Source organism: Pseudoalteromonas sp. SS15, assembly GCF_049257195.1.
Lineage (GTDB): Bacteria > Pseudomonadota > Gammaproteobacteria > Enterobacterales > Alteromonadaceae > Pseudoalteromonas.
The window spans coordinates 47,790-62,244 of sequence record NZ_JBMMUD010000010.1 but is presented as its reverse complement, the minus strand read 5'-3'; the positions used below and the strand labels follow the sequence as shown (position 1 = coordinate 62,244).

At 42.4% G+C, this 14,455-nt stretch carries 11 protein-coding genes; 5 read left to right on the top strand and 6 right to left on the bottom strand.

All coding sequences use genetic code 11. From position 1 onward, the window contains the following. Window positions 1-4: 4 nt before the first annotated feature. The gene (locus tag AAEU28_RS18080; protein WP_138478277.1) at window positions 5-577 is read right to left on the bottom strand and encodes a PilN domain-containing protein; all 573 of its coding nucleotides are present in this window, start codon (window positions 575-577) and stop codon (window positions 5-7) included. After that, on the bottom strand, window positions 565-1,644 hold the full coding sequence (locus AAEU28_RS18075; RefSeq protein ID WP_421965357.1) for a pilus assembly protein PilM: 1,080 nt from the start codon (window positions 1,642-1,644) through the stop codon (window positions 565-567). Before AAEU28_RS18075 ends, AAEU28_RS18080 begins: the two co-directional genes overlap by 13 nt. A gap of 131 nt (window positions 1,645-1,775) precedes the next feature. Between AAEU28_RS18075 and AAEU28_RS18070 the strand changes: the two genes are divergently transcribed. Continuing rightward, entirely contained in the window at window positions 1,776-4,226 is a 2,451-nt protein-coding gene (locus tag AAEU28_RS18070) for a penicillin-binding protein 1A (protein WP_421965356.1), read from the top strand. A gap of 82 nt (window positions 4,227-4,308) precedes the next feature. Here AAEU28_RS18070 and metL read toward each other — a convergent pair whose 3' ends face one another. Next, a complete protein-coding gene (gene metL, locus AAEU28_RS18065; RefSeq protein WP_421965355.1) occupies window positions 4,309-6,657 on the bottom strand; it encodes a bifunctional aspartate kinase/homoserine dehydrogenase II in 2,349 nt (782 codons plus the stop codon). 6 nt (window positions 6,658-6,663) lie between these two features. After that, window positions 6,664-7,887, bottom strand: coding sequence for a cystathionine gamma-synthase (metB, locus tag AAEU28_RS18060; RefSeq protein ID WP_421965354.1), 1,224 nt, complete (start codon window positions 7,885-7,887; stop codon window positions 6,664-6,666). A gap of 299 nt (window positions 7,888-8,186) precedes the next feature. Between metB and metJ the strand changes: the two genes are divergently transcribed. Then, the gene (gene metJ / locus AAEU28_RS18055) at window positions 8,187-8,510 is read left to right on the top strand and encodes a met regulon transcriptional regulator MetJ (RefSeq protein WP_058031143.1); all 324 of its coding nucleotides are present in this window, start codon (window positions 8,187-8,189) and stop codon (window positions 8,508-8,510) included. An 81-nt stretch (window positions 8,511-8,591) separates the two neighbouring features. On the opposite strand, the gene AAEU28_RS18050 is transcribed toward metJ, so the two are convergent. Together AAEU28_RS18050 and rpmE are read right to left on the bottom strand one after the other, a co-directional pair. Next, window positions 8,592-9,845, bottom strand: a complete 1,254-nt coding sequence (locus tag AAEU28_RS18050) for a malic enzyme-like NAD(P)-binding protein (protein WP_421965353.1) — start codon at window positions 9,843-9,845, stop codon at window positions 8,592-8,594. A gap of 821 nt (window positions 9,846-10,666) precedes the next feature. Then, window positions 10,667-10,882: a 50S ribosomal protein L31 gene (rpmE, locus tag AAEU28_RS18045; RefSeq protein ID WP_058031145.1), complete on the bottom strand. Its 216-nt coding sequence runs from the start codon at window positions 10,880-10,882 to the stop codon at window positions 10,667-10,669. A gap of 254 nt (window positions 10,883-11,136) precedes the next feature. Here rpmE and priA point away from each other — a divergent pair, with 254 nt between their 5' ends. From priA to hslV, 3 genes are all read left to right on the top strand, one after another. Continuing rightward, on the top strand, window positions 11,137-13,308 hold the full coding sequence (priA, locus tag AAEU28_RS18040) for a primosomal protein N' (RefSeq protein ID WP_421965352.1): 2,172 nt from the start codon (window positions 11,137-11,139) through the stop codon (window positions 13,306-13,308). Window positions 13,309-13,315: 7 nt separating this feature from the next. Next, the gene (locus AAEU28_RS18035; RefSeq protein WP_421965351.1) at window positions 13,316-13,849 is read left to right on the top strand and encodes an SPOR domain-containing protein; all 534 of its coding nucleotides are present in this window, start codon (window positions 13,316-13,318) and stop codon (window positions 13,847-13,849) included. Between the two features lie 84 nt (window positions 13,850-13,933). Beyond that, on the top strand, window positions 13,934-14,452 hold the full coding sequence (gene hslV, locus AAEU28_RS18030; RefSeq protein WP_058031148.1) for an ATP-dependent protease subunit HslV: 519 nt from the start codon (window positions 13,934-13,936) through the stop codon (window positions 14,450-14,452). The last annotated feature ends 3 nt before the right edge of the window (window positions 14,453-14,455 follow it).

Here is a 14,455-nt window from a genome sequence, read left to right as displayed (position 1 = left end):
TCCCTCACTTTTTCTCTTTGGCATCTTCAAGTTCTTGATAAGACTTAACGTAAAAGTGCATGGTAAAATCGCTCAACAAACGATTAGTTTGTTCACCTGCAATAATCCCCTGAATCGTAGGCTTTTCTAATAGATAAGAAGACTCAACCTGCCTTAGCATTTGTGACAGGCGGTTATTAGATTCACTACGACCTACCACTTTTATCATGTTGCCATCACGCTGGAGACTGGTGAGATAAACTCCTGACGGAACAACACGCGCCACTTCATCTATAATTTGTGTGCCAAGATTACGGTTACCTTGTAACTCTTCAATTAAGCGAATGCGACGTTGTAAATTACCCTTTTGCTTGTTTAGGTCGTTAATTTCTCGTATGCGTGTATCTAATTTTCGAATCTCAGATTGTAGGTAGTTATTTTTTATTTCTTGCCCTGTGCGAAGGCTATCGTAAAAGCTACCGATCAAATACATCACAAATAAAGAAACACCCACAATACTGCCAATCAGAATTAGGAATTTTTGTTGTGAAGCTTGTCTCTGTTGCTCGCGCCAAGGTAGGAGGTTTATATGTGGCATGTGGTGAAACTCCTAAGCGCCAGACCTGTGGCAAGGGTAAACTGAGGTTTGTGCCTTAACAGTACGTTTCTATCTACTTTAGGTGCAATTTCCATATCTGAAAACGGATCGGCAATAATTGTGTGGATCCCCAATTCATCGACCAATAGTCTATCGAGACCTTCAACCAAAGCCGTGCCACCTGATAACACTAAATAATCGACATGGTCTTTACCACTGGTGGTCATAAACATTTGTACTGCTCGGCGGATCTGTTGCAATAAAGCCGTTTGGAATGGCGCTAGAACTTCAAAAGTATAATTCGGCGGTAAGTCCCCGGTTGTTTTTGCCAATTCGGCTTCATCGAACGTCTTATTGTAGTAAGCAACAATACTATTGGTATATTGCTCACCACCAAAGACCTGATCTCGTGTATAAATAGTCTTGCCTGATTGAACCACGCTCATCAATGAAATCACCGCACCTATATCAACAATCGCAACGATTTTATCAAATGCATCGGAAGGAAGCTGACCATATAAAGTATCAAGTGAACGACTCAGGGCGTAACTCTCAACGTCAACCACTTTAGCTTTGTAACCTGCCTCTTCTAATGCACTCACTCTTGCGAGTACACTCTCTGTTCTAGCTGCAGAAAGCAGTACATTCACTTTCGACGGATCGGCTTCATTGACCGATATTTTCTCAAAATCTAGACTAACTTCGTCTAATGGGTATGGAATTAAGCTGTCGGCTTCAATTGCGATTTGCGACTCTAGTTCAGCATCAGTTAATGAAACGTCCATAAAGATCACTTTTGTGATAACCGTTTGACCTGATACAGCAACTGCTGCGAAAGGGGCATGTTTTGGAAAGCGTTTTTTTAGTTTACTGATTGCACGACCGACCGCTTCAATATCTTGTACGGCTCTTTCAGTAATTGCACCTTTAGGGATAGGTTCAATAGCAACAGCCTCAACGCGATAGCCGCTGTGAGTTTGCGAAAGCAAAACAGCTTTAACACAGTGAGAGCCTATATCTATGCCAACCATGAGAGGGGCGTGTGCTTTGAACAATTTACTTAACATACCCTGCGTATTTATCCTTTATTTTAATTTAAACAGGTTATTATTTATGAACAAAAAATACTAATCGAATTTTGTTCAAGCTATACTAGCAGCCTCTACCCACAATTGGGAGTCTAACTAGGGAATATTACGTGACTTTATTAAAAAGATTTTTACAGTTTATTATCGTCTGCGGGCTTTTAGGCGTACTCACGTTACTAGCACTATATTACTACGTAAAATCAGATATCCCTAGTGTTGAGGTACTTAAAGAAGTTCAACTTCAAACACCTATGCAAGTTTTTACCAAAGATGGAAAATTAATCAACCAATTTGGTGAAAAGCGCCGTATTCCCGTTAAGATTGACGACGTACCGAAACCTTTACTCAATGCATTTTTAGCAACAGAAGATAATCGTTTTTATGAGCATTTTGGTATAGACCCCATCGGGATCGTGCGCTCGGCTATTGTATTGATAAGTACCGGTCAAAAGAAACAAGGTGCCAGTACCATCACCATGCAGCTGGCAAGAAACTTCTTTTTAACCCGCGAAAAAGCTTACATTCGTAAGGTAAAAGAAATTTTCATTGCGCTACACATAGAACAATTATTGTCAAAAGATGAAATCTTAGAACTGTATTTAAATAAGATTGAATTAGGCCACCGCTCGTTTGGCATTGGTGCCGCAGCACAGGTTTATTATGGTAAAGAGTTACACGAGCTCACATTAGCGCAGATGGCCATGATCGCTGGCTTACCAAAAGCCCCTTCAGCGCTAAACCCTATTAGTAACCCGACTCGCGCCAAATCTCGCAGGAATGTGGTTTTAGGTCGAATGCTGACAGAAAAGTACATCACTCGCAGTGAATATAATGAGGCAACACAAGCCCCTATCACCGCAAAGCGCCACGGTGCAGAAATAGAGCTTTATGCACCTTATATTTCTGAAATGGTCCGTGCATATATGGTAGAGCGCTATGGTGCTGACAAAGCCTATAACACTGGCTTTAGAGTTTATACGAGTGTTGAATCTAAAATTCAACTTGCCGCACAGCAAGCACTCATTAACAACCTGCATGATTATGACATGCGTCACGGCTATCGTGGGCCTGAAGCTGTGCTATGGCAACACGAAATAGACCCTATTCCTGTCCGTGCAGAACTACTTAAAACACTTAATGACGTTAATGAAATTGACCCACTCGTCGCCGGTATTGTTACTTATGTTTACGAACAAAGCGCTGAAGTGCTATTAAAGTCAGGTCAATCTGTGGTCATTGAGTGGGATGGCCTGAAATGGGCACGCGCATACATCAACGAAAAACGACAAGGTAACGCCCCTAAAACAGCGGCCGATGTACTTTCGCCAGGTATGCAAATTTGGTTACGAGAAAATAATGGCTGGCAATTAAGTCAGTATCCACAACCATCGAGTGCCATTGTATCTTTAGATCCAAAAGATGGCCGCATCAAAGCCTTAGTAGGTGGTTATAGTTTCGCACAAAGCCAATATAACCGCGCTGTGCAAGCGAAACGTCAGGTTGGTTCAAACATTAAACCCTTTATTTATTCAGCGGCATTAGAAGACGGTTACACGCTTGCTTCAATTATAAATGATGCACCTATCAACCACTGGGATAAAAGCTTAGGTGTTGCATGGCGACCTAAAAATAGTCCTGAAGTTTATAGTGGCCCGATTCGAATTCGTCGCGCATTGGCGCAATCAAAAAACGTCGTCTCAGTTAGATTACTCAGAGGCGTTGGTTTACAGCGCTCTGCCGATCATTTACTTAAATTTGGCTTTGCTGATGAAGACATTAACCGCAGTGAATCTTTAGCATTAGGTAGCGCTGCAATCACACCATTAGAAATGGCACGCGGCATGAGTGCCTTTGCCAATGGCGGTCACCTAATTGAACCTTATTTTATCAGTGAAATCACCGATGCTTATGGTAACTCTTTAGGAAAGGCGCAACCGCTAATCGCTTGTGATGAAGAGCAACGCCTCGAGAATGCAATGCAGTGTGCACCGCAAATCATCAGTGAGCAAAATGCTTTCTTGATTTCTAGCGCATTACACAGTGCAATTTGGGGTGGCGGTAGTTGGAAGCACAAAACCGGTTGGGTTGGTACAGGTTGGCGAGCACAAGCTCTAAAACGTAGAGACTTATCTGGCAAAACCGGCACAACCAATAACTCGGTTGATACTTGGTTTACTGGCTTCAACCGCAATGTCTTAACCACTGTATGGGTAGGCTTTGACGACGCAAGTAAATCCCTTGGCCGCGCTGCCTATAATAGTAACTTAGGTAAAGGCCAATCAGTTGGTGCTGAAGCGGGCGCGATCACCGCGCAACCTGCTTGGGTTCGCTTTATGAGAACAGCCTTGCAAAATGAACCGCTCGCGCCAATAGACCCAGCTCCAGGCTTAACCTCTGTGCGCATTGACTTAAAAACAGGTTTATTAAGTTCGAAAAACGATCACACTAGCCGTTTTGAATACTTTGAGTCTGATACAGTACCAACTAAGTATGTACAACAAGACAAGTCAAAAACCCCATTCTCTTCTGACTCTTTGCCTGAACAAGATGAGCTATTTTAATTAATATAAAAATAGCTCTAACAAAAAAGCGAAGTGCTAAAAACACTTCGCTTTTTTGATTTTAAGTAACAGTAACTCGTAGCTATTTAAGATTCTGACATAACCAGAATAAGTCTGAGTGAATACCTGCAGCGGTCACTTCTTTACCAGCCCCTGGCCCTTGAATAACCAGAGGGTTTGCATCATACCATAGGGTTTTCACTACAAAGATATTATCGCCTGGTGTTAAGTTGGCAATCGCTGAGCCTTGCTCAGCAAACGCAATACCCACTTTTGCGTCCACTTTGCCATCTTCAGCGATACTTAATAAGCCTGTATAACGCAGCTCACAATTATTGGCTTTCGCCTGTGCAAACTTAGTCTCATAAAATGCATCTAGCTCATCTTTCTTAGCTAGAAAATCTTGCCAGCTACCAGTTGCTAAATGCTCAGGCATTAATGGTTCTAAACCAATATTATCTACATCCAATGAAAGACCAAGCTCCCGAGCAAGAATTAACAACTTACGCTGCATGTCTCGACCTGATAAATCTTCACGAGGATCTGGCTCGGTATAACCCATAGTTTGCGCTTCTAGCACTAAATCTGAGAAAGCTTTGCTACCATCATACTCGCTACACAGCCAAGACAAGGTACCCGAAAACACACCTTCAACTTGGGTGATTTTATCACCGCTATTTTGCAGGTCAGCTAATGCAAAGTTAACTGGTAAACCCGCACCAACACTGGTGTTATAACGCCATAATAAATTGCGCTCTTCAAGTTGCTGACGCAAAGATAAATACCAATCTTGTTGCGCTGTGCCTGCATACTTATTAGCACTGATAAGATGACAGTCACGCTTCACGAACTCTGGATATAACAAGCTAAATGACTCACTCGCTGTGATATCAATCACCACTTTATGTTCGTAGTCGAGCTCTTCAATACGCTCTAGCACTTCATTTTGCTCGTATACTTGTGCTTCATTTTGCCACTGAGTTTGCCAGTTATCTAAATTTAAACCACTGGCTGCAAATAGCATTTGTTGCGAGCGTAATAAACCGACTACTTTTAAATCAAATTGCGCTTGCAAACGAGCAACCTGAGTTTGGCACTGATCAAGGAAAACCTCACCGACATTACCTAGACCCGCAATGATAACCGCCAGCTCTCGGCCTTTATTAACTAGTTTGTCATGTAAAATCGCCAAAACATCGCTGTCAATCGCTTGGTCAGTCAAAAACAGTGCATAATCTTCATCACTGTGCGCAAACCTGAGTACCACGTCTTGCTCTGCCAAAACTGATTTAGCCTGCAGCTCTAATGCAGAGATATCGGCTTTTGGTGCAACCAGTGCAAAGCCTTGTAAGTGACTTTCAACCAAGGTGAGACGGCCAGCAAAATATTGACTTACTTGATGTGTAAAGGCACCTGGTAACAATAAAAACTCTTCGCCATTTTGAACAAAGTGATGAATGCTATGCTGAATAAGCTGACTCACTTCACGCACTTCATTTACACCTAAACGATCAACACGCACAAGATCTAAGTTATCAAATGACGTAATAAAACGTTTCGCCTTACTGTAACCCGCTTTGACGATTTCAGTACCTGGTGCTTCAGGGTCAAAACTGCTACGAACCTGTAACTTGATGCTGGTATTTTTCAAAGGAGATAAAGTTTTAGCATGCAATACAGGATTACCTAAACGCGCCAACAGATTGGCCTGCTCTCGACACACTTTAGGGTATTTAATTGCATTGCTGACTTTACGAGGATCAGTACTGAATACACCTTGCGTATCGGTCCAGATTGAGACTGCTTCTGCGTCGCTATAATTTGCTAACAATGTTGCACTGTAGTCACTGCCATTACGTCCCAACGTCACAGTATTGCCTTGGTCATCTGCTGCAATAAAACCTGTGACCACAAAAATATGATCGTTATCTAAGGTCGCTAAACACGCTTGCTTATTTTGCTGATGCACTAATTGACCGTTATGTACAGTAAATAACGTTCTGGCATCAATCGGTTGGGCTTGTAAACCGCTTTCTGATAGGTAGCTCGCTAGAATGCGCGCAGACCATAATTCACCATGTGCTAATAGCTCAGCTTCATTTAGAGTTTTACTGTTCGCGGCTTGGGTGATCACTTGTAATTCAGTCAATAGAGTATCGGCTAGTTGGCGCTGCTTTTCACCCTGGAATAATGCATTAATCAGTTCGATTTGATGGTTCTCAACCTGCAACAAAATATCGTTAAAACTTTGCTGCTCTTGCTGCTGATAGCTTTGCCATAGTTTAACTAGGGTATTGGTGGTTTTACCTGCGGCAGAAACCACAACACAATCGCCCAACTGACACTGGCCAACCACGATTTGTGCGACAGCCTGATAACGCGAAGCCGAGCTTAAGCTCGACCCGCCAAATTTATGTACTACTCTTGTCATTTTCTTTTACCAAAGTGCCGGATGGGCAGGTGTTAATTTACAGGCTTTGCTATCAGCAGACGCAGGTGCCTTTCCTGGCTGTGTTTTAGCAAAAGCCGCTTCTAGGTCTGCAAGTAGGTCTGCTACTTCCTCAATACCAACAGAAATACGGATCAAAGTATCGCCTACACCTGCTTCTAAGCGTGCTTTAGGCTCCATGCCAGCATGTGTCATGGTCGCTGGGTGGCAAATTAAACTCTCAACACCGCCTAAAGACTCAGCCAACGAGAACTCTTTCACTGTTGTTAAGAATGCCGCCGCATCTTCAAGACCACCTGCGATATCAAAACTCACCATGCCACCAAACCCTAACTGCTGCTTTTTAGCCAGTTCGTGTTGCGAGTGTGATTCAAGACCAGGGTAATACACTTTACGTACGTACTCAGACTGCTCTAAGTACTTGGCGATAGCTAAGGCATTTTCTTCATGTTGTTTAAGGCGTACTTTAAGGGTTCTTAAACCACGTAATGTCAGATAGCTATCGAATGGCGCACCAGTAATACCAATGTTATTTGCCCACCAAGCCAGCTCTTCACCTAACGCTTGAGTTTTCGCAATCACCGCGCCACCAACGACATCAGAATGGCCGTTAATGTATTTCGTGGTCGAATGCACCACAATATCAACACCAAATGAAATTGGGTTCTGTAGCGCTGGAGATAAAAACGTATTGTCAGCCCCCACTAAAGCACCCACTGCATGGGCTGCATTCACAACCGCCTCTATGTCTGTAAGACGAAGAATTGGGTTACTCGGTGTTTCAATCCAAACCAGTTTAGGTTTGATCTCTGCAATTTGTGCAAGGCTGTCAGCGCGAGTTAAATCTAAAACTTTTAGTTTTAACAAGCCACGCTTTTCAAGTGATGTGAATAAACGATAACTACCACCATAACAATCATGTGGAATAACTAAGGTATCGTCGTGATTTAAAAGTTGTGTTACTAGGTGTACAGCTGCCATACCGGTCGCTGTGATGATGCCTTTTTCTCCACCCTCAAGCTGCGCTAATGCTTCAGCTAGAATATCGCGATTTGGGTTACCGCTACGGCCGTAATCGTAATCACGCTTAGTATCGAAGTCAGCGAACGAATACGTTGTTGAAAGATAAAGAGGAGGCACAACCGCGCCATGATGTTTATCGGCTTCGATACCATGTCTGACTGCGACTGTTGATTTATTGCGTTGGCTCATATCACCACCTAGTATATGGATGTTTAGACGTCTAAAAGGTTAGATGATCAAATTAGAGAAGTCAAAACATTTATACTGCTAAATGGCTATTTAACTAGAATTTGACTATCTTTTTTAAACCGATAAAATTTCGCCACCTCGTTAACTAATATTGTTAATAAGACTGGGTTTTTGACCATAAATCGGTACATTAACCTTAGTTTGAGTTGGGCGTTAGTCAAACTAGGTCAATTAAAGCCGTCGCAAACGAGCGTAGTCTTATTGGCAGTAATTACTCTAAAGGCATCAGAAAAAATATTATGGCTAAATGGAATGGTGAATATATTCACCCTTATGCAGAGCATGGCAAAAAATCAGAGCAAGTGAAGAAGATCACCGTATCTATTCCTTTAAATGTGTTAAAAGTACTGACTGATGAGCGTACCCGCCGTCAAGTGAACAACTTGCGCCATGCAACAAACAGCGAGTTACTGTGTGAAGCATTTCTGCATGCCTTTACGGGCCAACCGTTGCCGAGCGACGAGGACTTACGTAAAGACAATCCGGAGAAGATCCCTGTTGAAGTGCGTAACATTATGAAAGAGATGGGCTTAGAGATCCCTGAGATTAACGAAGAAGGTTAATCAGCTTTTTTGTTATTACAAAGAAAACATAAAAAAACCTCGCCATTGCGAGGTTTTTTATTAATCTAGTCTTGCCTAGGATTAAGATTCAAATTGTGCCATGTAGTTTTCTGGTAAATCGATTTGTGCAACGCCAGAATCAATCGCAGCCTTTGCTACAGCTTTAGCAATGCGAGGCAATAAACGCGGATCCATTGGCTTAGGAATAATATACTCAGCGCCAAATTCTAACGACTCAACATCGGCCGCTTTAAGCACTTGCTCAGGCACTGGCTCTTTCGCAATACCACGAATGGCTTCTACCGCTGCGATCTTCATTTCATCGTTAATCGCTGTTGCACGCACATCAAGTGCACCACGGAAGATAAACGGGAAACATAAAACATTGTTCACTTGGTTAGGATAATCTGAACGACCTGTCGCCATAATTAAATCGTTACGTGCACCATGCGCAACTTCTGGATTAATTTCAGGGTCAGGGTTTGAACAGGCAAACACGACTGGCTTGTCTGCCATAAGCTTTAGGTCTTCTGGAGAAAGTAAGTCAGGGCCAGATACACCCACAAATACATCTGCTTCTGCAATTACGTCTTGAAGCGTACGCTTATCAGTGTTGTTAGCAAATAGCTTTTTATATTCGTTTAAGTCATCACGACGCGTATGGATAACGCCTTTACGGTCTAGCATGTAAATATGCTCACGTTGCGCACCACATTTAATCAGCAGTTCCATACATGCGATTGCTGCAGCACCTGCACCTAAACATACAATGATAGCGTCGTGGATGTCTTTGCCTTGTACTTCAAGTGCATTCAACATACCCGCAGCAGTTACAATCGCAGTACCATGCTGGTCGTCGTGGAATACAGGGATATCACAACGCTCTATAAGCGCTTTTTCAATCTCAAAACATTCTGGTGCTTTAATATCTTCAAGGTTGATACCACCAAAGGTATCTGCAATGTTCGCAACCGTATTAATAAAATCTTCCGTGGTGCGGTGCTTTACTTCAATGTCGATTGAATCTAAGCCTGCAAAACGTTTGAATAGTAGCGCTTTACCTTCCATTACTGGTTTAGAAGCAAGTGGGCCTAAGTTACCTAAACCTAAAATTGCAGTACCATTACTGATCACCGCAACCATATTGCCTTTACCTGTATATCGATAAGCATTAGCAGGATCTGCAGCAATTTCTCGAACTGGCTCAGCCACACCTGGGCTGTAGGCCAACGCAAGATCTTTAACTGTTTCGGCTGGTTTAGTTAATTCAACACTGATTTTACCTGGAACGGGATGAGCGTGGTAATGTAAAGCTTGTTCACGAAAGTCTGACATGACGCGATTTTTTCCTGCAAAGAAGTTAAAAGTGAGAGTGAAATAATTCGCAATAACTAAAAGATACTCGCTTTCTAGATATATTCAAGCAATTTCAGGTCTATCCACTTTTTAGCGAAATTTATCTGCAAGATACCGCAATTTTGCAGATTTTATGAAACATTCTTTTAGCTTTTTTGACATTTCATTGACCTAAAAAAGGGTCAACACGCTTAATAAACCAGCAATTTAAACGACTAAAAATGTCACCCTATCAATCGCGAAAAGAAATCTAAACTTAGCGACTTTTACTGTATTTTAGACACTTTTAAACTCATTTAGACAACTTTAACTCTCAAAAAAACCAGTTGAAGCAACCGTATCTTTGAGAAAGCTAAAGTCAATCTCGATAAAAAGTGCAAAGTTATGCATTTAGTTATTACGCCATTTTCTACGGCTGTGCTATGAAAAAGGTTTGATGTATCAGAAATAATTTTGCAGAAGAACAACCAGATAAGCGATGCTAAATCAGCAGAAAATAATGAATATTCAGAGGATTAATGAGTTTTATACCAATCCTCAATAATACTCAATCATTTTGAGGGACTAAAACTGACGCTAGCTTCGTTAAAAATTTCTTATAAAAATTTCTTATTTAGAACAACTAAATAGCAAAATTTTAGCCTTGCCTACATGGAAGTAGGTACCTCAGCGATAGCAGGACGCGTGAGCGGTGCTATCGACCAGTTTTCCTTGCCTCAAAATAGTTCTCTTAATTAAAAGGATTGGTATTAGGCATAAAAAAAGCACCCAAATGGGTGCTTTTCTCAAACAAGCGATGCTTATTTCTTGCTGCTAAGAGCACCAAAACGCTTGTTGAAGCGATCAACACGACCACCTGTATCAAGGATCTTCTGCTTACCAGTGTAGAACGGGTGACATGCAGAACATACGTCTAGGTGAATGTCTTTACATAGTGTTGAACGAGTTTCGAATTTGTTACCACATGAACAAGTTGCTGTGATTGACTCGTACTTAGGGTGGATACCTTCTTTCATAGTAAACCTCTAGGTTAGGCCGTATCGCTCTCCAAACCCGAAGTTTGGCACCATACGTAGTTATATTCAAATTAGTGGACGCGTATTTTATTGGAGTCGTCCGAGATCTACAAGCAATAATTGCACAAAAAGTAAATAAATTCCGCGTTCATTACACCTAATCCAATGAACAGCAATTTACCTCGCGTTTTTCACTGGGATTTCAAGGTCTGCTTTAGTACATTATAAACATCTACTGTCATGTTCGAACATTCATGCTATTTGTTGAAGTTGCCCTAAAAGTCCCACTACATAGAACCTTTGATTATAAAATCGACCCGAATATAACAGTTCAAAAAGGCTGTCGTGTATGGGTGACTTTTGCCAATAGAAAATTAGTCGCCATGGTCGTTGACATCAAGACTCAGTCAGATGTGCCCGATAATAAAATCAAAGCCATTACCTCTGTCATTGATCAGCGCCCGATTATCAGTGATGCTTATCTTACCTTTTTGAAATTTACAGCACGTTATTATTGCCATTCGCTAGGTGAAACTATTTTTACTGCGCTACCAGCATCTCTGCGTCAAGGTGAGCATCCAGATAAAACTCAAGTGCCCGATTACACACTCACTGAGGAAGGAAAAGCATCTCCCAAGCTTCGCGCAAAAAAGCAATTAGCACTGATTGAGCATTTAAAAGGCTCGGGCGTAACGAGCCTCACTGAGTTAAAGGCATTAGGGTTTACAACACAACAAATAAAACCGCTTAAAGAGAAAAACTTTATCACAGAAGCCATTAACCACTGTGAAGCTTGGTCGTCAGACACACTTGAGATTGCAAGCAAACCGCGCCTCAATGAAGAGCAAGCTGCCATTTGTGCCGCCGTGAATCAACAAGTGGGCTACCGTACTTTCTTAATTGAAGGCGTTACGGGCAGTGGTAAGACTGAAGTCTACTTACAATGTTTAGAGAAAGTGCTTAATGCCGGTAAACAAGCACTGGTTTTAGTACCTGAAATTGGCCTGACGCCTCAAACCGTCAATCGCTTCAGGCGCCGCTTTCCAAATACTCCGATTGATTTATGGCATTCAAATTTAACTGATAATGAGCGCTTACACACTTGGCGACGCGCTGAACAAGGCAGTAGTGCTTTGGTTATCGCAACTCGCTCAGGGATTTTCTTACCTTTTAAAAGTCTAGGCATGGTCGTGGTAGATGAAGAGCATGACGGATCTTTTAAGCAACAAGATGGACTGCGTTATCACGCTCGAGACTTGGCCGTTTATCGCTGCGCGACACAACAGATACCGCTTTTATTAGGCACTGCAACCCCTGCACTCGAAACCCTACACAATGCACTCACTGATAAATACCAATTGGTGTCGTTGACCAAGCGTGCGCAAACCAAAGTAGATAACGCCTACTTGTTGGTTGATATGAAAGGCCAGCCACATCAAAATGGTTTTGCACCAACTACTTTACAGCATATTGAACGTACGCTTGCACATGGCAAACAAGTAATGGTGTTTTTAAACCGACGGGGTTATGCGCCTACCTTAATGTGTCATGAGTGTGGCTGGCTCAGCGAATGTCACCGCTGTAGTGCCAGTGCCACCTACCATAAAGGTATGTCTCGTTTAGTCTGCCATCACTGTGGTGAGCAAAGCTATGTGCCACCCCAGTGTGTTGACTGTGGCAGCACCAATATTTTGCCAGTGGGTTTGGGCACTGAACAAGTTGAACAGTTTTTAGAAGCACAGTTTCCCGACACGCCACTGAGCCGTATAGATCGAGATTCAACCCGCCGTAAAGGCGCACTTGAAGAAGCCCTCAATGAAATTAATGAAGGTGGCGCACGTATTCTGGTTGGCACTCAAATGCTGGCGAAAGGTCACCACTTTGCCGATGTCAGCCTAGTGGTTATCTTAGATGTCGACAGTGGTTTATATAGTAGTGACTTTAGAGCCACGGAACATATGGCTCAGTTAATCACTCAAGTTGCTGGACGCGCTGGGCGCAGTGGCGAACCCGGCACGGTATTATTACAAACTCATTATTGCGAACACCCGTTGTTACAAGATCTAGTCAATAATGGCTACGGCGACTTTGCCCGTTATGCACTCAAAGAGCGTGAAGAAGTTGCCCTACCGCCATTTAGTTTTTTGGCTTTAATACGCGCCGAAGCTAACAACGCCAAATTAGTCATCGACTTTTTATCGGATCTGGTTCCTGCAAGCCCATTCTCTGGTATACAATTGCTTGGACCAATTCCCGCACCGATGGAGCGTGTGGCAGGAAAATATCGATATCAATTACATATTCAAGCGCAGGACCGTGCAATTCTACATAGCTACTTAACTCAGTTATTAGCCTATGTAGACAAGCACCCATTAGCAAACCGACTGCGCTGGAGTATAGACATAGATCCTATGGATACTTATTAAGTAACTTATGGCACAACACGACTTTATAAATAAAAAGCCCAAAGGCAGAAACACCAAAAAAGCGGCGCCTAGCCCAAAACCCGTCTCAAAATTGCTTATCTTGCTGGCATTACTGCTCGTTGGCGGTTTTGCATATGGTCTTTGGTATATCACACAAAATGCCGATCCTAAAAAAGTAGAAGAAGCCGCTAAACCAGTTGCCAAAAAAGAGCAATCAGTAGAGAAGCCAAAACCTAGAGATCCTGATTTTATTCAAGAAATTAAAGACGCAGAAATCAAAGTCGAAATTAAAGAAATAAAAAAACGTGGCCCATACCAGATGCAATGCGGTTCATTTAGAAAGCATGAAGATGCAGAGAGCATGAAAGCACAAATTGCTTTTGTTGGCCTAATTGCTGAAATCCGCAGAACCGAAGGGTCAAATGGTGTCTGGTTTAGAGTGCGTCTAGGCCCTTATGAGAGTAAGAGACAAGCGGAAAGCGATAAAAATAAGCTCAAGCGCATCAACATCGTAAGCTGTGGAATTTGGGGCTGGACTTGATTTCTCACTAATAGCCCATATACCTACAGCAATCTAAGATATTTAAGTAAGACAAGTGTGAGTTAACGCACAGTAAGGAATTTTATGACTACTATCGTAAGCGTGCGTCGTGACGACAAAGTTGTTATCGGCGGCGACGGTCAAGTGTCACTTGGCAATACAGTAATGAAAGGTAATGCCAAAAAAGTACGCCGTCTTTATAACGGTAAAGTATTAGCGGGTTTTGCCGGTGGTACTGCAGACGCATTTACGTTATTTGAGCGCTTTGAAAGCAAACTAGAAATGCACCAAGGTCATTTAACTAAAGCTGCAGTGGAAATGGCGAAAGATTGGCGCAGCGACCGCGCGCTTCGTAAATTAGAAGCTTTACTGGCAGTTGCCGATGAAACCGCTTCATTGATCATCACTGGTAACGGTGACGTAGTGCAGCCAGAGCATGACCTAATCGCCATTGGTAGTGGTGGTAACTTCGCTCAATCTGCAGCAACAGCACTGTTAGAGAATACTGATCTAAGTGCACGTGAAATCGTAGAAAAGAGCCTGAAAATTGCTGGCGATATTTGCGTATTCACTAATAATTTCCAAACCATCGAAGAACTATAGAGG